The following is an 18,526-nucleotide window of genomic DNA, read 5'->3' as shown; positions in this document are numbered from 1 at the left end:
CTCTAGCTTATACACTAAGTTATTTGCTGTCTGTTCCAGGCCATACGAATGTCGCTGCAGCACCTGCAGGCATCGTATAGGCGAACGACTTGCTGCCAATCTTAACTGTCAATTCCTTATCTGCACTAGCCGCATTTAAGACGACTAACACGATGGAACCGTCAGGATTCTTGAAAGCAACCTGTTCAATCTCTCCGCTGACCGATGGGCCGGATTCAATCCGGTATGCACCAGATTTTACGAATTTGCTGGCATGACCAAACGAATAGTATTCGGAGTTATATGTCACATCACCAGAATTTTGGTTAATCGTGACAACCCCCATACAATCCTTGCAGCCACCAATCGTTGGACCATAGTTCTCATCAAGCGCAAGGTTCCACTTAAGAACCACCTTCGACCAGTTGCGTGTTGCACCAATGATCAGGTTTTCCATATCCCATTTCAGATTGCCTCCGAAATCCGTCGACCACGCTCCGCCGCTGCTCTCCGTGAAATAGAGATTTTTATCAGGATGCGCATCATGTACTTGTGCCTGATTGCCAACCTCACCGGCATAGCCATGGAATGCAGTGCCATCCACAACCTGCAGTGCTTCTGGGTCGTTCAAAATGGTTAGCGGATAATAGGGCTCCTCCCAGTTATGATCCCAAATAACAATCTTGGATTTGATGTTGTTCTTCTCAAAGGCAGGGCCAAGGTAATTCTTAATTAGCTCAGCTTGTTCTACCGGTTCCATTCGCATGCCAGGATAATCCTCCGGCGTATAATGGGGTTCGTTTTGAGGAGTAATGGCATCAAACGGTACGCCTTCTGCCTCATATGCCTGGATGATTTTCGTCAAATAATTCGCAAACGGCTCATAAGCATCTGGCCTCAAGCTGCCGCCAATGACAGAATCACTGGTTTTCATCCAGCCCGGAGCACTCCAAGGAGTACCCATCAGCTTCAAATCCGGATTCATTTTCAACGCCTGTTGAAGAGTTGGAATGATATACTCCTTGTCATGATCGATAGAGAATTTCTTCAGCTCCGGATCACTTTCCCCTGCAGGCATATCGTCAAAGGTATAGTTCTCTAACGCAAAATCAGAAGCGCCAAGCGGTACGCGCATATAGCTGATACCAATACCCGCCTCATAATCAAACAGCTTGTTCATCAGCTCTTCCCGCTGCGTATCATTCAGCTTGTTCGCAATCAGCCATGCCGAGGAATCCGTTAGGGAAGCGCCAAAGCCATCCATCTGTTGGTAGACCGTGTGGTCATCAATTGTGATAACCGTCTCGTCTAAGTCCTTTGCTCTCGTCAGCTTCAGAGAATCTTCCTGCTGGAGCAGCTTGCTCTGATCCGGTGTGGTTAGCCATACTTGCACTTGCCCAGCATCGGATCCACCTGAATTGCCACTGCAGCCCGCCGCCAGCAAAGATACTAGAAGGAGCGGAAGTACCACACTGCTAATTCGTTTCATTAACTGCTCCCTCTGCTTGCTTGCCAAAACCACCGTTATGCTGCGTAATAATTCCATAATCTCGACGGATAAGCAATGCTACCGGCTTCTCGGTCTTGCGGTCCATATGAATAATGCCAAAAGTGTCGATCCAGTTATTGTGGTTCACATACCAGTCATACACAATCCAGAAGTCGATCCCCGCTACATAGCCATCCGGATTCAAGTGCCCTTCTGCATTGACCGTCCCTTGTTCCATCAAAGCTCGCATCGTCTCTTCATAAGTGACGACCTGCTCCCCTTCATTACCACCGGAGGACCAGTTCCCAAATTCCGTATTCAGAATCGGCTTGTCAGGGAAAAGGCGATGAGCCTCTTCAAGGAACTGCTTTGTACCTTCGTAATAGGTGCCGCCATGGAAAATACCAAAGTACATCGTCCATGCCGCCACATCAAGTGGTGCCATTGACGGATCATGTGGGCCTGGCTGATCGGCCGCCGAGCTTTGCGTCAGCAGACGTCCATCGTTGTAGTTCTCTCTCAGATCCGCTACAAGACGCTCGTTATAAGCGAGGCGCAGCCAGACATCCTTCGATTCATTTTGCGTACTCCACATGATAACGGATGGGCGGTTGTACTGGGAAAACACCATCTCCCGCCACATTTGATCAGCGAGACGTTTCTCCGCTTGTGCTTCGTAATGCTCGGTCTCGAACTGCCACAGCGGAATTTCGCTCATCGCAAGCAGTCCCATCCGGTCCAGCAGCAAATACGTGTAGACATGGTTCGGATAATGCCCCGTTCTTACCATATTGACGTTTAGTGCTCTGATCTGTTCCAGGTCTTCCCGGATCCGATTCCAAGCTGCTGTCCGGCCTGTATCCGGCCATTCTTCATGGCGGGCAATACCAGCCAAAAAGACGGACTGTTCATTCAGCAAAATTTTTGTCTTATCCGTACCTACCGTCCGAATGCCGAACTGGGTGCTGAAAATATCCTGTGCCAGCAGATCCGTGCCAACAGACGTCAGCGTAAATGTTGCAACATACAGATTCGGCTGCCATACCGACCACAGCTTCGGATTCTGTACCGTTACTTCGAACCGTACAACCCTCACCTCACCCGGCTGAAGCAGCAGTTCACTTTCACTTGTCATGGGCTGGTCCGTAACAGCCGTCACGCCAGTTAACGTGGAAGCAAGCGGAGAAGCAAGGAAATTCGGTGCTTCCGAGTCCACTTCCAGCAGACTGCCTTCAAGTCCAACCTCTACCGCATCAATGCCGCGGTTATGCAGAACAACCTTCACGTCCAACTTGCCTTGCACGTCCTGCGGGATAATATCTGCCCGAACAATTGCAGCACTAGGCGTTACTTCAATATAGAGATCATGAATAATACCGGTGTAATTGAAGAAATCCGTACCAGCAACTGCAGGAATGGTATCGACTCTGCTGCCCCATGGCGGGTTATCAACGCGAATCCGAATCTCGTTATCATCTGCGCGGAGCAAGTTTGTAATATCGAAGGCAAACGGAGTAAATCCGCCCTCGTGATTGCCGATCCATTGCCCATTCAGCCAAATATCTGCAACATAGCTAATACCAAGCGCCTTGAGCGTGTAGGCATATCCTTCATTTTTACTCGCAACCGTGAACGTTCTGCGGTACCAGACACCATCTTCATAGGTTTCCGCTGCATTCGCTTCCGCTAATCCAGTCAATGCATTTTCCGGTGAAGGGATGGCGTGCTTCTGCCATTGCGCTGTAGAAGCCTCGCCTACATACTCCCCTTCCCGCTTCTCAAGCTCAGCCAGCCAGTCAGCACTACGTGGTGCCAGTGAGAAATCATGATCCATAGCCAGGCGGCGTTTCAGCCACTTCCCATTCAAAGCGATATTCGCTCTTGTTTGTGGTTCAAAGGAAGGCACAGGCATCCCATTCTGGAACGGAATGTTCACGCCGTTAATCGTTTCTAACGTTAAAGTTGTTTTCAGCATGATGTCTCTCCTATCTCTATTTTTCTGTAAAGCAAAAGGGGGAGAAGGACGAATGCGCACTCTATCCCTGCGCACAGGTCACTTACATCCCCCTTGGTCATGCAAAGCCTATTACTTTATTCCTTGTGCATCAAAAGAAGCGTTTGCTTGCTCTTGAACATATTTCAGTACTTCATTCACGCCAGCCGCTTCAAGCTGTTTGCGGTAAGTCGCAATCGCCTTATCCACGTCCGGAACAAGACCCATCATCAGAGGCATGCCGTACTGCTGGATAACCGAGTTTACAGCAGCTTGCTGCGATTTAACCGGATTGTAGTCCATGATAACTTGAGCGAAGATGTTTGGTTTGCTTTGCGATTTAAACTCTTCCAGCAAAGCGTCGAAACCTTCCCAGCCGCCGGCTTGTTTCTTACGTTCCATCGACTCTACACGCAAGCCCCAAGTTGCAATATCATAGCCGATAAAGCCTTTAGCAGCTACGCCTGCAGGAGGTGTAACGATGTGTTTGCCATCAGCGTCCATCGAGTAGTGAGTACCTTCAAGACCGTAGTTGATCAGGTCATAGTACTTCGGATCGTTACGCAGTTTGTCCAATACCATCAGGGAACGTTCTGCATTTGGTGCGCTTTTCGGAATCGCCATTGCATTGTTAACCGACAGTGTAGGCATTGTCAGGTTTTTGAAACGGCTGAACGGGAAGTAGCCCATTTTAATTTCAGGGTTCGAAGATTGCAGACCTGTAATGAAGCCGCCTGCGCCTGGAGCATTACGCCAGTATGCAGCGCCTTGACCTGTTTTAATTGCGTCACCAGCTTCTTTTTGGTCCGACAGCGTATCGGATTTCCAGAAGCCTTTTTGTGCCCAAGTTTTCATTGTTTTTGCCCACTCCTCGAACTCTGGAGTGAATGGATAAGCTACGATATCGCGAGGAGTATCATATGATTTCGATACGATGACGCCGCTGTCGCCGCCGATTTGTTGGAAGCCTTCATAAGATTTGAACATGGTAAAGATTTCGTTGTATGCTTTGCCATTGATTGGCGTTATGTTCTTGGATTTCTTCACGCCTTCGAGGTAAGCCTCGATGGAAGCAAGGTCTTTAATCTCAGGAAGACCAAGTTCTTCTCTCCAGTCCTCACGGTACACAAGGCCATCCGGTGTATATTCTGGATAGGTTGCTGGAACGGCATAGATTTTATCGTTAACTGTTGCTTCTTTCCAATCTTGCTCGGATACGCTGCTCCAAGTCGTAGGAGCGTAAGTTGGCAAGAGATCATTCAGAGGCATAAACGCACCTTGGTTCGCGAATTTATAGAAATCCGCCCACGAGGAAGCGAAGAGCATATCAACTTTCTCTCCGGAAGCAAGAAGCAGGTTGTATTTCGTCTGCCAGTCTGTCCAAGTTGTAAAGTTCAGCTTAATCGTTGTGTTCAGATCTTTCTCGAGCATTTTGTTAAGCTCAGCAGTAACCTTTGCTTGATCTTTTGCAGGATCGCCGAGCAGATACCAGACTAGTTCGACCTTTTTCGAAGTATCCGGTGCTTTTGCATCAGCCTTGTTGGAACCTGTGTTTGCGCTTGCTTCTGTACCTGCGTTTGAACCTGCATTCGTGTTGTTGGAATTGTTGGAACCACATGCTCCGAGCATGCTAGCCATCACAGCTGTCGAAACGAGCAGCGTGCCCATCGTTTTTATCTTTTTCATGGTAATGACTCCTCCTTTTATTTGGTACGCCTATATGTCAGCCGGCTCAAAGCCGGTACTAACCTTTTACCGCGCCGATCGTGAGGCCCTTAACAAAGAACCGCTGTACGAACGGATACAAGAATACGATAGGACCAGTTGCGATAACGGCTGCTGCCATCTTGAGCGTCTCTGCCGGTGGTTGGAAGTCCGGAGACAAGTTGCCTGCAACGTTCGTCTTCAGAACGGCAGCACTTGCCAAGATTTTGTACAGCAGGAATTGCAGCGGGTAATGCGACTCACTTGTAATAAACAGATTCGCCAGGAACCAGTCATTCCAATAACCAAGAGACATGAACAAACCGATTGTGGCAAGACCAGGGCCCGAAAGCGGAAGGATCAGCTTCAGGAAAATCGTAAATTCGCCTGCTCCATCAATCTTGGCCGATTCAACGATCGAATCCGGTATCGATTTCATGAAGTTCTTCATCAAGATAATGTTCCAAGCGCTAAGGAGCGACGGAAGAATAAGTGCCAGATAAGTATCCTTCAAATCCAAGTGCTTCGTAATCAGGATGTACCATGGAATAAGGCCACCGCTGAACAGCGTCGTGAAGTAGATGAAGAATGAAAGCTGATCCCGATATTTGAAATCTTTGCGCGAAAGAACGAACCCGCCCATTGAAGTCAGGAACAAACCTACTACGGTACCAATGACAGTGATCATAATCGTGACACGGTAGCCGTCAAAGATTTGCTTAGGATTACTGAAAGCTGCCTTATATGCATCCAGAGAGAATGTTTCCGGTATCAGCTTAAAGCCCGCTTTCACAATCTCTATCTCCGGCGTAAAAGAGCCGGAGACAATCAGAACGAATGGCAGCAGGCACAGCACTGTCAAGATGGTAATCAACACGTAACCAATGATATTAAAGACGACTGTTGCTTTTTCCATTTTCATTATGTCGATCCCCCTTCTAGAACAGTGCGTAGTCCTTCTGCACTTTCCGAATAATATAGTTAACCACAAGAATTAACACGAACCCAAAGAGTGATTGATAAAGGCCAGCTGCAGTACCCATACCGATATCGAAGTTAACCGCGAGTGAACGATATACGTACGTATCGATAATGTCCGTTGAGTTGTAGAGCATACCGTTGTTACCGATAATTTGATAGAACAGGTCGAACTGTCCTTTCAGGATACCGCCCAAGCTAAGCAGGATGAGCAGGATGAATGTCGGAATTAGCAGCGGAATCGTAATATGTTGGATGCGCTTAAAAATGTTCGCGCCATCAATTTTAGCTGCTTCATGGTATTCATCGCTGACACTCATAATCGCTGCCAGATAGATGACTGTACCGTAGCCAAGTCCCTTCCACACATGGAAGAAGACGATAATGTATTTCCAAGGTGCCGTGTGCATGTAGAAGTCATACGTTTGAAGCCCCATCGACGTCAGCATCGTATTGATTACACCGCTGTTCGAGAAGAGGTTAAATACGAAAGCCCCTACTAGTACGAAAGATACGAAGAACGGCAGGAACATAATGGATTGCGTTGATTTCTTGAACCATTTGCCCGGAAGTTCGGCAAGGAAGATTGCACAAGCTAGCTGCAGAACGTTACTGATGATAATGAAGGCAATATTGTAGAGCACCGTATTCTTCGTCAGGTTCCACAGTACGCCTGAGTTGAATAGAAACTCGAAGTTTTTGAGACCAATGAATTCGCCTCCGAACAATCCTCCATCAAAGCTGAACCGGGTGAAGGCGTAATACACGCCAACCATCGGAGCGTAGGAGAAGACTACGAAGAATAACAAGGCAGGCGCAATCATAAGGAACAAAATCTTATTCCGGACGAGCTCCTGGAAAAAACCTTTCATACCGACATTCCTCCGTGACATCAAAATAAACTGAAAATGTAATCGATTTCTTTTTACCTCATGAAAATAGTTACTTCGTTGCTTCTTGATCGTCATTCGTACGGATGCGATTAAAGACCGAGGATTCCCGAATGAGCAGCTTGGATTCAACTTTGAAAATCCGTTTGTCCTTAAACACATTGTTGTTCATCTGATCAATAAGCTTCTCTGTGAGCAGAGCTCCCATTGTGTATTTCGGCTGATCAACTGTGCTCAGACGCGGCGTAATGTATTTCGTGAGCCTAATATTATCGACACCTACGATGGCCAAATGCTGCGGCACCTGAATCGATAACTGCTTGCATGCTTTATACACGCCTAATGCCATCTCATCGTTAGCCGTAAAGATTGCCGTAAAGTCTGCATTCTTCTCGCGCAGCCTCATAAAACTGACGTAGCCGCCATCTTCATTAAAATCTCCATTGTCGATAAGATCAGGTACAAAAGGCATTCCTGCATCTCGAAGCGCTTTCATATACCCTTCAAGACGTTCGTAGCTGTCAATCGCATCTGCATATCCGCTAAGGAACGCGATCTTCTCATGTCCCTGCTCAATCAGATGATTCACAACTTCCCTTGCCAGCTTCACGTTATCCGTAAACGCGCATGGGATTAGTTCATGCTCGATATTCCTCCCGATCACGCCAACACTGTAGCCATCCTCCACCAGCCCGATGATTTCTTTGTTTGTCATCTCGGGGGTAACGAAGATCATACCGTCCACGGTGCGGTTCTGCAGCAGCGAAACATACTCGAGTTCCTTCTGCTTCTTGTTCTGTGCATCGCAGATGATGACGTTATAGTCGAGAGAATTCGCCATATTCTCGATGCCTTTAATAATCTCAGCGAAATAAGAAACTTCAATGTCGGAGACGACGACGCCAATCTTCATTGTCTTCTTGGACCGCAGGTTCTTGGCCATCGCATTCGGAGTGTAGTTCATCTCCTGAATAGCTTCAATCACCCGCTTCTTCGTCTTCTCACTAACCAATTCGCTTCGATTCAGCACTCTTGATACTGTTGCTACGGATACTTTCGCTCGATTTGCTACGTCAATGATCTTGCTATCATTCATTTACATCACTTTCTTTTTGCCTGACTTATATACACCGATATTAGCATGGACTGAAATCGATTTCAATCATTTATTTCAGAGATTGTCCGATATTTTTCGGAAAAATCCTGAAAACCGCATAGTACCAAGTGTTTTCAGGGCCAATAGCCCTGCGTTGTGATGCGTTACCGCACGTCATGTTTGTGAAATCGTTCTCATTGTTAAAGCAAATTGGAGCATAAATCACAGTAAACAAGTAAAAGTTAGCGGCAAAATGATAGATTACATGCTGTACATCATTTCACTGCATTTTATTCAATAAGCTTAGGACTTCCCCGCTCTATATTGGATTTCATCCACTCCATTTCGCAATAGCCGCTTAGCGGAGCCCTTAGATTGGATTTCATACAGCGGAATGATCCTTCAACCCGCGGTTTGAGCCTTCATGTACAATTTCTACTGGATCAAATCCAATGTAGAGAAGGTTCTGCCACCCTTGAGCGAATTTCACTGCACATAATCCAACATAGCACGAAACCGTAGACAATAGACCGATAGAAAAAGAGAAAAAGGACTGCCATCGGCAGCCCTCTTTCTGTAGCAGTAAGCTATTAACCTTTACTCACGCATGTAACTAGATGATTCCCGAATGATTAGCTTAGAATGAATCACATGCTTCTTCTGCGGACTGTTATCATTGCCGTGCATCTGATTGATTAGCATCTCCGTCAAATGGGAACCCATCTCGTATTTCGGCTGCTCGACGGTACTGAGAGCGGGCAGCAGGTATTCCGTAATCCGGTTATTATCGACGCCAACGACAGCCATGTCTTCCGGAATGCAAATGCCTTTTTCCCGGCAAGCGCGATAAACGCCAAGCGCCATCTCATCATTAGCTGCATAGACCGCAGTGAACGATTGGTTTCGCTCTCTTAATCGACAGAACGCCTGATAACCGCCTGTCTCCTCGAAGTCACCGTTATCAATTAAGGAAGGCAGGAACGGAATCTTCCCATCCTTAAGCGCCTTCATATACCCTTCCATCCGCTCATAGTTCTCAAGCGAATCGGAATAGCCGCCAATGTAGGCGATCTGCTGATGTCCCTGCTTGACCAAATGACTTACCGCCTCAGTCGAGAACTTAACGTTATCTGTCTTGCAGCTTAGTATTTCATCGTGTACGACTGCTCGACCAACGACGCCAATGACATACCCCTTCTTTACATACTCCTGGATCGTATCATCACTTACTCGCGGTGTAACAAGAACCATACCGTCGACAGTACGGTCCGGCAGCAGATCCAAATACTCCATTTCCTTCTCGATCTGATTATCCGAGTCACAAATAAGTACTTTGTATTTATGAGCATAAGCTTTGTTCTCAATACCTTTAATAATCTCAGAGAAATAAGACACGTTAATATCAGGTACGATAATACCCAGTGTCATCGTCTTTTGGGAACGCAGATGCTTGGCCGCCGCATTAGGATGATAGTCCATCTCCTCAATAGCTTTGAGCACCTTTACTTTCGTTTTCTCCGATACAAGACTGCTCTCATTCAGCACACGCGATACGGTAGCGGCAGATACGCCTGCCCGTTTCGCTACATCCACTATTTTTTTGTCCACGTTATATTCCCTTACTGTAACGTTTTTACTAAATTATATGAATAAATTCTGACAAGTTCAATATGAGTATTATGCATTCTATATGTAAAATAATAACCTTCGCCGCTTAAGCAAAGGTTATTTACAAATGGAGCTGAAGTTTGATGATCATCTGATCGTCTAAAAACTGCATATCCCGAACCGTTATAATACTCGGCAGCTCAATCGGGACCACAATTCTATCTAATCGTTCCCGCCCAAGGTCATAGTCTTTGACAGTAAGAGATTGGGGCTCGAGAATAAGATTTGGAGACTGCCATGTCATTTTATAGGTAGCAAGCATCCCAAGCGGCAGGATATTGCGATAAGTCATATTCAAATGGGCAAGCAGCTTGTTGCCACTGAGCTCAAAACGTGCACCATCCAGCGTCATATCCGGAGGCAGCGTATCCGAATGACCAACTTGTAATTGGCCCTTGATCAGATTGTTCACGTCGGCTTCCGACAGCACAATTTCTGGCTTGAGCTTCTGCACCATCTCGATCGCCTTATCCTTAATCGATACCTGAGTATAAGCCAGATCAAGCTTCTCCGAAGGAGCGACGTAAGATTTCAGCCAGAGACCTGCCCCCGCAAGGATGAGAGCAAACAGCACAATAATAACGACAAACCATTTCAACAAACGCATATAGGGCTTCCTCCTTTTCCCCTACATAAAAGCAAAGTTAGTGCTATAATGAATCATCAATGTTTGTCGAATCGCGACTATTAACGAGGTGACTTATTATGGAATTTCAATCATCCTATTCCACCAAGATTGAGCTTGAAGATATCGTCCATGCACAAATGCATCTTAAGGATGTTATTACCCGCACTCCTTTACAATATAACCGTGTACTCTCCGAGCGTTACGGCTGCAACGTCCTGCTAAAGCGTGAGGACCTGCAAATTGTCCGTTCGTTCAAAATCCGCGGCGCATACCATCTCATGCGTTCTTTGCCGCCTGAGCGTCTCGCAGCAGGTGTTGTATGCGCAAGCGCTGGCAATCATGCGCAAGGGGTTGCTTATTCCTGTCAGGCACTAGGCGTACAAGGTAAAATCTATATGCCAAGCACTACTCCGCGCCAGAAGGTGAACCAAGTTGCCTTTTTCGGCGGCGATTTCGTTGAAGTTATCCTAACCGGAGACACGTTTGATGATGCCTATGCAGAGGCTATTGCCGAAAGTCAGCACAGCGGCATGGCCTTCATCCATCCATTCGACGATCCGAAGATCATCGCAGGCAATGGAACGGTTGGCCAAGAATTAATGGAAGCTGCTGAAACGGTTCCCGATTATGTTCTCACTTCCGTTGGGGGAGGCGGGCTTGCAGCAGGTGTCGCTTCGTATGTGAAGACCGTCTCACCGCAGACAAAAGTCATTGGCATTGAACCTGAAGGCGCCCCCTCGCTCCGTGAATCCCTTGATGCTGGTCAAGTAACGCCGCTCGAGCATATCGACAAATTCGTCGATGGCGCTGCCGTTAAACGGATCGGTGATCTGACCTTCGCCATCTGCCGTGAGCTGCTTGATGATGTCGTAATCGTGCCTGAAGGCAAAGTTTGTACAACCCTGCTTGATCTGTATAACGAGAACGCAATTGTAGCTGAACCTGCTGGTGCCTTGCCGATTGCTGCGCTTGATCTGATGCGCGACGAAATTGCGGGCAAGACAGTTGTCTGCGTCATCAGCGGCGGTAACAACGATATTGACCGGATGCAGGAAATCAAGGAGCGCTCGCTCATCTATGAAGGGCTGAAGCATTATTTCATGCTTAGCTTTCCACAGCGAGCTGGAGCGCTCCGAGAATTCCTTGATGATGTCCTTGGACCAAACGATGACATTACCCGCTTCGAGTACACGAAGAAGCATAATAAAGACAATGGACCGGCACTTGTTGGCATTGAGCTCAAACAGCGAGAAGATTATGCTCCGCTCATCGGGCGAATGCAGAAGAAGGGCTTCCAGTTCGTTGAACTAAATAAGGACCCTGTTTTATTTAACATTTTGATCTAACAAGGTGAAACGGCTGTGCCGTCCTTCGATGGCGAGAATTTAAAATATGTAAACCCTCGGCGCGCCGAAGGCTTACCGCTTGCGTCAATTACCAAGCGTAAGCTTTCGGCGCGTCTCCGCCTGGGCCAGGGAAAATTTCGTCGATACGTTTCAGTGTCGACTCATCAAGCGTCAGCTCTACCGCACGAAGCGAACGTTCGAACTGCTCGAGCGTGCGCACCCCGATAATTGGTGCTGTAACGGCCGGATTGGCAAGCAGCCAAGCCAGTGATACGAGATCCTCCGATTCACCCAGCTCATCGCATAATGCCCCGTAAGCATCCAGTTGATCTTTTACTTGTCCAAAGCGTTCGTTCTTCTCACCACTACGTCTTCCCGAACTACCACGGCGATGACCGCCAGACAGCAATCCGCCATCCAATGGGCTCCATGGGATGACACCAAGACCTAGCGCCTTGGAAGCAGGCAGTACTTCCAGCTCCGGCAGACGGCAGAGCAGGTTGTATTTATGCTGCTCGGATACAAGTCCAAGAACTCCTTTTGCCTTTGCTTCGCCTTGCGCCACTGCAATATCCCATCCTGCAAAGTTACTGGAGCCTACATAGCCGATTTTCCCTTGATGAACGGCTGTCTCGAATGCCCCCCACAGCTCATTCCAGTTCACATTCCGATCAACGTGATGCATTTGGTACAGCTCGATATGATCTGTCTGAAGACGACGAAGCGAACCTTCCAGGTGGCGACGAATTTTATAGGCAGAAAGACCTGCATCACGGTTTGGACCGTCATAAGGATCATGCATGTCGCCGTATACTTTGGTAGCGAGCACTGTTTTCTCACGGCGACCGCCGCCTTGTGCGAACCAGCGCCCGATAATTTCTTCTGTGCGGCCGGAATTCTCTCCCCAGCCATAAATATTTGCTGTATCAATAAAATTAATGCCGGCATCAAGTGCCGCATCCATAATGCGGAAAGCTTCCTTCTCATCCGTGTCCACACCAAAATTCATCGTTCCCAAACACAACCGGCTTACACGAAGGCCCGACTGACCAAGATAGGTATACTTCATTGTCCGTCTCACTCCCATTAGTGAGTTTTCCCCATGCCGAATGAACGAAACAGGAAATTCTCAGATCAAATTTTGGATACATGTCCCATTATACAAAATTAACATGAGAGAACCAACATTATCACAATGCGTTGACATTGGTCCGCTATACTTGCGGCAGGAGGTGTGCATTCATTGGTCCGATATAACAACAGCCATCAGCCTAAGGTGTTAATTCTGTACGCATCGTACGGAGAAGGACATTTGCAGGCCGCTAAAGCTATTCGTGACGCACTCGAGGAACAGGGCAATCACCGAACCGTCATGATCGATTTGATGGCCGAATCCCATCCTTGGCTTAACGAGATGACCAAACGTGTGTATATGAAAAGCTATACGCATATCCCCCATCTATATGGCTGGGTATACGGGGTTACTCGTCCGATGAAGCATAACTCTTTGCTTGGAGGGTTTCTGCACTCCTTTGGCCGTGACAAAATCAGAAAGCTCCTCCAGAAAGAACAGCCCGATGCGGTGATTCATACCTTTCCCTTCTTTGCTCTTCCTGCCCTTCACCGCCGCCGCCTCAAAAAGAAAGTCCTGCCGCAAACAACTATACCTGCCTACACCGTTATTACCGACTTTGACCTTCATCGCCGCTGGGTGCATCCCGGTATTGACCGGTATTTTGTCGCTACAGATGATCTGAAGCAAGAGCTAGGTACGCTTGGTATCCGTCCGGATCGGGTAACTGTCAGCGGCATTCCATTGAAACGCGGCTTCTGTTGTCCGACTCCCACAACGGAGCTTTATGCCAAATACGGACTACAGCCGGATAAACCGGTCATTCTGCTTATGCCAGGCGCACAAGGTGTTATGCCGGATTGTGATGAGCTGTGTGCCCTGCTGCTGGAACGCCACCCCAATGTACAGATTGCTCTCGTCTGCGGCCGCAACAGCCTGCTGCGGGCCGCCATAGCAAGCCGATTCATGCAGCATGAAGCAGTAGAACGCCTTCATCTATTCGGCTATGTAGAGCAGATCTATGAGCTTATGGCTCTAGCCACCTGCCTCGTCTCAAAGCCTGGCGGTGTGACCATTGCAGAAGCGATTAGTGCCGGCCTGCCATTATTCCTTTATCGTCCTGTTCCTGGTCAAGAGAAGCGCAACGCTCGTTATCTGCAAGACAAGGGCGCTGCCCGTATTGCCAGCGATCCGGAAGAACTAGCGGAGGCTATCATGGAGCTGGCTGATGATCCACAGCAATTGCTGCACAGCAAGCTTGCTGTGCAAAGCCTGCAGACAGAAGAGGCGGCAGCGGACACGATTGCCCAGCATATTTTGCAAGAATGCGGTTGGAATACAAAATTTGGTCAACGCTATAGTTAGGGTGAATTTGCAAAGGGGCTTGACCACAAGTGAACAAGATTGGGATGCGTTTAACATGGCTAGGAGCAGAGATGCGGCTTATCTCTGTTATTTTATTTATCGTTGAATTCGTGCGGGGCGCGGTGCTGATCAGCCTGCTCCCCATTTATGGGGCGAAGGTACTTCACCTGTCACTTGATATAATCGGCCTTGCGATTACGGCTCACTATTTGACAGATACACTGCTCAAATTGATTTTTGGCTATTTGCTGGACCGCTTCTCTATTCGATTTGTCGTACGGACAGGCCTATTCGTATCGCTTATCGGAGTGTTTCTGATTCCATTTGCCACTGTGCCGTGGCTGTTCATTATGGCTGCAGCTCTTTATGGGATCGGAATTTCACCGATTTGGATTGTCTGTCTGACGAAGGTGTCCAAGGATAATCGGGCGACGCAGATCGGATTTCTGTACACCGTCTGGCTCGTGGGACTAGGCTCTGGACCCATTGTGTGCAATATTTTGCTCGACTACTATTTGAACAAGACGTACTTTCTGCTTCTTATCCTGTCGGTTATCGGAGCGTTCTTGGCGTTCTTCATTAGCAGCAAAAGATCGGATGAGCCTTCGGTTCAAGCTATGCCGTTAAATCGGCAACTATCGACCTTAGTAGAACGTATAAAAGCTATGCGAATGATTCTGCCCGGAATGATCATGCAGACGGCAGGCGCCAGCATGCTTGTTCCTGTCCTCCCAAGCTTTGCTGAGAAAGGGCTTGGACTAGCTGGAACGCAATATTCTCTCTTGCTGACTGCAGGAGGTGTGTGCGCAGCTGCCGGACTGATTCCGATGGGCCGCTTGTCGGACAAGCTTGGCGGGAAGCACTGGTTTCTAATCATTGGCTTCGCCATATTTGGGATCTGCTTGTCTTTGTTGGCATCGCGGCTTCCATTTTGGTATTGTTTAGTTATTGTGGTTATACTCGGGTTATCTTATGCAGCGATTCTTCCAGCTTGGAATGCTTTGCTTGCTTCCTTCGTGCCTCCGAACCAGGAAGGTTTAGGCTGGGGACTGCTCGCAACGGTGGAGGGTATTGGCGGGATGGTTGGTCCTGTTGCAGGCGGGCTTATTGCCGCTAGCTTCAGCACAAGCTCAGTCATCTGGGTTAGTGCCGCGTTATTTGGAGGTATAGCCTTTCTGTACCTCTTAATCCCGTCATCCAAGTTGATTGGTAAAAGTGGATAACAAGTTCGAATTATTTTCCCGCAAGGGGTGGAGTGGGGTTGTATTCAACAATGTATATGATGGAAAGTATGGAGAAGCTGTATGTCCAGATGAGAAGTCTGGATCTTGAGCATTTGCAGCGGACGCTGGAGAGCTATTCGCAATTCGGGATATTCCCCGGTATATTGCTGCCTCTTCTCGAATCGTTCCTGCCCTTCCTACCCTTGGTCGTTATCGTAGCGGCAAACGCGAATATATTCGGCTTATGGCTGGGCTTTCTGCTTTCTTGGATCGGTGTATCCATTGGAGCGATTTGTGTATTCTGGATCAGCCGTAAGCTTGGGAAGAATGTAAAAGCCAAAATTGAGCGGAGATTCCCTAAGACAGAGAGGTTCTTCAAATGGGTAGATCAGAAAGGATTTACGCCGCTTTTTCTGCTGGCCTGCTTCCCGTTCTCCCCGTCATCCATTATTAATATTGTATCTGGGTTCAGTAAGATCCCATTCCGTACGTTTGTCCTTGCGACTGTACTTGGCAAAGCGGTCATGATTCTAAGCATTTCACTCATTAGCTTCAATATCAGCAGCTTCCGCGAGGAGCCTTGGCGCATCTTCGTCACATGTGCCGTTATCATTATCATGTGGTTCGGCGGCAAGAAACTAGAGTCCCGTTATCACGTGAATTAACCTGTAATTTGTTCCTCTTGCTCCTGACTGCTCATACATAACCTCCTTTCGTGGCAAACTGCTAAAGGATTAATTGCCGAAAGGAGGATGGCAGTATGTCAGGTGAATGGCCGTCCCACAAACAAGTCGAAGCCAGCAAAGCGCAATCATTAGCCGACCGTACCGGTCAAGGTAAGCAAAAGGCTAGCCAAAAGCAGTCCGAAGCAGATACAGCCGCGGTGCCGAAGCACGGATTATAAGCTAAGGGAAGGACGAGTGGCCATGAGCGAGCAAGAGCATCAGCATAATGAAATGGATCCAATGTCGGGCGAGCATGTTGAGGTGTCCGGTGTTTATAAAAATGAGTTAGGCCGCGTGGAAAAGCTTGAACGCGGCGCCGTATTCCCAGCCGATCCGCAGGCCGGAACGACCGAATGGGAGCTTGTCGAGCTTGACTTCGACAATCACCATGAAGGCCGCACCGATCCTCGTCTGATCTCCAAGGATGACGATAATGATCCGGAAGCGCATATGCAGCATCCGCGGCGCCATAAGGGGAGTAATAAGACGGACTTCTAGTTTGTGGTTGGTGGCGGGGCAGCTGGGGGTCGGGATGATGGGAATGTAACTCCTTTGGTAAACCGAATTGCCACTGGATTATCTCCCTGTGGCAATTCTGGTGCTACACAAAGGCAGACGCTCCGCTTCTTCAGGAGATACAATCCCTCTACCCCTCCCCTAGCTGCACAACTCACAAAAATGGCCTCCCTCATTATTTTGAGGGGGCCATTTTTGTGTTCGGCTAGTTACCAGCCGACCGTCGTCTAACCGAACGCTTAACGATGTCGCACATCGTTAAGGCATCAACTAACTCATGATTTCGAGCCCTTAACGATGCGGCGCATCGTTAAGCTCGCTCATTACCCTACTTTTTGCCGTCTTACGACCAATTTCGTATACCTTAACGATGTCGCACATCGTCAAGACCTCAACTAACCCACGTTTTTGTGTCCTTAACGATGCGGCGCATCGTTAAGGACATAAGAACCCTAACACATCAGTACCTGCTTCAGTCCTGATCGTCACGCGTTCACACGTTCCACCCACCGTAACACGGTTTTTGCGACTTATTAGGCTACTCTTGCCCCACGTTCGCACCTTCAACCCACTGTAACACGGTTTTTCCGACTTATTGGGCTACTCTTACCTCACGCTCGCACGTTCAGCCCACTATAACTCGGTGTTTGCTACTTATTGGCCGCGGCGCCTCAGTTGTCGCCGCGACAGGCTAGTCTATTCCCTTATCGCAGCAGGCTCCTCTGCTTGGTCGTCGCCTCTGCGTTCTTCCGCTTCGCCGAGACCGGGGGTGCGCTGCGTGTGATCAACGAGCTTCTCCAGTCGGCGCAGATGGTAGGCGTATTCGAACAACGCGGAGGCGACAAAGATCAGCCGTTTATGCTCATCCGGGTCTTCGCGGATATAGTCCGTGAGGTCGGCAACAAGGCGTGCTTCCCGCTCCTCGCCAGGTTCCATAGAGATGTTTGGCTTCATTTTGTTCTCGAGCTTCAGCACAATGGATTCATGGTACTTCGTCAAATCTTCAATCTGACGGTCGAATCGGACTGCCCAATCCCCAGCCTTTGGTGAGGAGAAATAATGCTCCTCCACTACCTCAAGCAGATCCGAGCCCTTCTGCAGCGCTCTAATCATCTGCTTGGATACGAGAAGCTGGCGCGCATGACTTCTCTTCGCTCTTGCGAGTACCTTGCGCTCTTCTTCGAACAGATTATAGCTATCCTCGAGCTTGCGCAGCGTTTTGTGCAGCTTTTCTTTTTCCTTACGGTATACTTGCTCCTTCATCTCATTCGAAATAGCCGTTCGGAGCAGCAGCGACATCTGTGAGAACGCATGATTCCCCTGCTCGGTGAACTGCCGTCTCGGACGAGGTGGAAACACAAGTACATTAACGACGAATGCCGCCCCCATCCCCGCTAAAACCATCAAAAATCGCTCAAGCGCCAATGTAATCCCTTGACCATGAGCCTCCATAATCGCCACAACGGTTACGAGCGTAACGCCGATGGTGGTCTCCATCTTGAGCCTAATACTTACTAAAATAACAAGAATACATACAAGTCCAACAGCAATCGGCGTTTGCCCAAACAGCTTCATGGCAGCCAGCGCCATCACGGCGCCAAGCAGATTGGTCTGGAGCTGATCCAGCACCTGCTGCCACGAGCGATAGATAGACGGCTGGATCGTTAGAATTGCAGCGACCGTTGTAATAAGCGGTGACGCAAATCCAAACAATCCACTTATGTAAATGGCTAAGGCAACGGCCATTCCTGTCTTGAGCACCCGCGCTCCAATCGTCATACCAACTTCCCCTTCATGAACTTCTTTCCCTTTATTATGCCACAAACCTTAAATTAGCCAAGATTTAACCTGCCA

General features: G+C 48.3%; 16 protein-coding genes. 6 read left to right on the top strand and 10 right to left on the bottom strand.

What is annotated here, in order from left to right; genetic code table 11:
- Window positions 1–19: 19 nt before the first annotated feature.
- The 8 genes from AB4Y93_RS14695 to AB4Y93_RS14660 form a co-directional block, all read right to left on the bottom strand.
- Complete coding sequence (locus AB4Y93_RS14695) at window positions 20–1,468, bottom strand: glycoside hydrolase family 30 protein (protein WP_441893146.1); 1,449 nt, start codon at window positions 1,466–1,468, stop codon at window positions 20–22.
- Window positions 1,455–3,443 (bottom strand): glycoside hydrolase family 2 TIM barrel-domain containing protein, encoded by a 1,989-nt coding sequence (locus AB4Y93_RS14690; protein WP_441893144.1) that lies wholly within the window; start codon window positions 3,441–3,443, stop codon window positions 1,455–1,457. The genes AB4Y93_RS14695 and AB4Y93_RS14690 overlap by 14 nt, the downstream gene beginning before the upstream one ends.
- Window positions 3,444–3,554: 111 nt before the next feature.
- On the bottom strand, window positions 3,555–5,147 hold the full coding sequence (locus tag AB4Y93_RS14685) for an extracellular solute-binding protein (protein ID WP_441893142.1): 1,593 nt from the start codon (window positions 5,145–5,147) through the stop codon (window positions 3,555–3,557).
- Between the two features lie 58 nt (window positions 5,148–5,205).
- A complete protein-coding gene (locus AB4Y93_RS14680) occupies window positions 5,206–6,087 on the bottom strand; it encodes a carbohydrate ABC transporter permease (RefSeq protein WP_441893140.1) in 882 nt (293 codons plus the stop codon).
- A gap of 16 nt (window positions 6,088–6,103) precedes the next feature.
- Window positions 6,104–7,015, bottom strand: coding sequence for an ABC transporter permease (locus AB4Y93_RS14675; RefSeq protein WP_167278465.1), 912 nt, complete (start codon window positions 7,013–7,015; stop codon window positions 6,104–6,106).
- 70 nt (window positions 7,016–7,085) lie between these two features.
- The gene (locus tag AB4Y93_RS14670; protein WP_441893137.1) at window positions 7,086–8,129 is read right to left on the bottom strand and encodes a LacI family DNA-binding transcriptional regulator; all 1,044 of its coding nucleotides are present in this window, start codon (window positions 8,127–8,129) and stop codon (window positions 7,086–7,088) included.
- A 597-nt stretch (window positions 8,130–8,726) separates the two neighbouring features.
- Window positions 8,727–9,737, bottom strand: a complete 1,011-nt coding sequence (locus AB4Y93_RS14665; protein ID WP_441893135.1) for a LacI family DNA-binding transcriptional regulator — start codon at window positions 9,735–9,737, stop codon at window positions 8,727–8,729.
- 121 nt (window positions 9,738–9,858) lie between these two features.
- Window positions 9,859–10,404, bottom strand: coding sequence for a hypothetical protein (locus AB4Y93_RS14660; protein WP_441893133.1), 546 nt, complete (start codon window positions 10,402–10,404; stop codon window positions 9,859–9,861).
- Between the two features lie 98 nt (window positions 10,405–10,502).
- On the opposite strand from AB4Y93_RS14660, the gene ilvA reads away from it, so the two are divergent.
- Complete coding sequence (gene ilvA / locus AB4Y93_RS14655; protein WP_441893131.1) at window positions 10,503–11,771, top strand: threonine ammonia-lyase IlvA; 1,269 nt, start codon at window positions 10,503–10,505, stop codon at window positions 11,769–11,771.
- An 88-nt stretch (window positions 11,772–11,859) separates the two neighbouring features.
- Here the strand turns inward: ilvA and AB4Y93_RS14650 are convergent, their stop codons facing one another.
- A complete protein-coding gene (locus AB4Y93_RS14650; protein WP_441893129.1) occupies window positions 11,860–12,840 on the bottom strand; it encodes an aldo/keto reductase in 981 nt (326 codons plus the stop codon).
- A gap of 174 nt (window positions 12,841–13,014) precedes the next feature.
- On the opposite strand from AB4Y93_RS14650, the gene AB4Y93_RS14645 reads away from it, so the two are divergent.
- From AB4Y93_RS14645 to AB4Y93_RS14625, 5 genes are all read left to right on the top strand, one after another.
- Entirely contained in the window at window positions 13,015–14,208 is a 1,194-nt protein-coding gene (locus AB4Y93_RS14645; protein WP_441893127.1) for a diglucosyl diacylglycerol synthase, read from the top strand.
- Window positions 14,209–14,237: 29 nt separating this feature from the next.
- Window positions 14,238–15,431, top strand: a complete 1,194-nt coding sequence (locus tag AB4Y93_RS14640) for an MFS transporter (RefSeq protein ID WP_441893125.1) — start codon at window positions 14,238–14,240, stop codon at window positions 15,429–15,431.
- Between the two features lie 38 nt (window positions 15,432–15,469).
- Window positions 15,470–16,096 (top strand): TVP38/TMEM64 family protein, encoded by a 627-nt coding sequence (locus tag AB4Y93_RS14635; RefSeq protein ID WP_441893123.1) that lies wholly within the window; start codon window positions 15,470–15,472, stop codon window positions 16,094–16,096.
- A 95-nt stretch (window positions 16,097–16,191) separates the two neighbouring features.
- Window positions 16,192–16,335, top strand: a complete 144-nt coding sequence (locus tag AB4Y93_RS14630) for a hypothetical protein (protein ID WP_441893121.1) — start codon at window positions 16,192–16,194, stop codon at window positions 16,333–16,335.
- 22 nt (window positions 16,336–16,357) lie between these two features.
- Window positions 16,358–16,654, top strand: coding sequence for a transposase (locus tag AB4Y93_RS14625; RefSeq protein ID WP_441893119.1), 297 nt, complete (start codon window positions 16,358–16,360; stop codon window positions 16,652–16,654).
- Between the two features lie 714 nt (window positions 16,655–17,368).
- Here the strand turns inward: AB4Y93_RS14625 and AB4Y93_RS14620 are convergent.
- Window positions 17,369–18,451: an FUSC family protein gene (locus tag AB4Y93_RS14620; protein WP_441893117.1), complete on the bottom strand. Its 1,083-nt coding sequence runs from the start codon at window positions 18,449–18,451 to the stop codon at window positions 17,369–17,371.
- Window positions 18,452–18,526: the final 75 nt, after the last annotated feature.

Origin of the sequence: Paenibacillus sp. YAF4_2 (assembly GCF_052113225.1) — a bacterium.
In the GTDB taxonomy this organism is placed as follows: domain Bacteria; phylum Bacillota; class Bacilli; order Paenibacillales; family Paenibacillaceae; genus Pristimantibacillus.
This window is presented reverse-complemented; position numbering and strand designations above follow the sequence as displayed.

Bases quoted from the DNA above. Each gene is read 5' to 3' on its own strand.
- AB4Y93_RS14695 (WP_441893146.1), bottom strand. From the start codon at position 1,468: ATGAAACGAATTAGCAGTGTGGTACTTCCGCTCCTTCTAGTATCTTTG.
- AB4Y93_RS14690 (WP_441893144.1), bottom strand. From the start codon at position 3,443: ATGCTGAAAACAACTTTAACGTTAGAAACGATTAACGGCGTGAACATT.
- AB4Y93_RS14685 (WP_441893142.1), bottom strand. From the start codon at position 5,147: ATGAAAAAGATAAAAACGATGGGCACGCTGCTCGTTTCGACAGCTGTG.
- AB4Y93_RS14680 (WP_441893140.1), bottom strand. From the start codon at position 6,087: ATGAAAATGGAAAAAGCAACAGTCGTCTTTAATATCATTGGTTACGTG.
- AB4Y93_RS14675 (WP_167278465.1), bottom strand. From the start codon at position 7,015: ATGAAAGGTTTTTTCCAGGAGCTCGTCCGGAATAAGATTTTGTTCCTT.
- AB4Y93_RS14670 (WP_441893137.1), bottom strand. From the start codon at position 8,129: ATGAATGATAGCAAGATCATTGACGTAGCAAATCGAGCGAAAGTATCC.
- AB4Y93_RS14660 (WP_441893133.1), bottom strand. From the start codon at position 10,404: ATGCGTTTGTTGAAATGGTTTGTCGTTATTATTGTGCTGTTTGCTCTC.
- ilvA (WP_441893131.1), top strand. From the start codon at position 10,503: ATGGAATTTCAATCATCCTATTCCACCAAGATTGAGCTTGAAGATATC.
- AB4Y93_RS14650 (WP_441893129.1), bottom strand. From the start codon at position 12,840: ATGAAGTATACCTATCTTGGTCAGTCGGGCCTTCGTGTAAGCCGGTTG.
- AB4Y93_RS14630 (WP_441893121.1), top strand. From the start codon at position 16,192: ATGTCAGGTGAATGGCCGTCCCACAAACAAGTCGAAGCCAGCAAAGCG.
- AB4Y93_RS14625 (WP_441893119.1), top strand. From the start codon at position 16,358: ATGAGCGAGCAAGAGCATCAGCATAATGAAATGGATCCAATGTCGGGC.
- AB4Y93_RS14620 (WP_441893117.1), bottom strand. From the start codon at position 18,451: ATGACGATTGGAGCGCGGGTGCTCAAGACAGGAATGGCCGTTGCCTTA.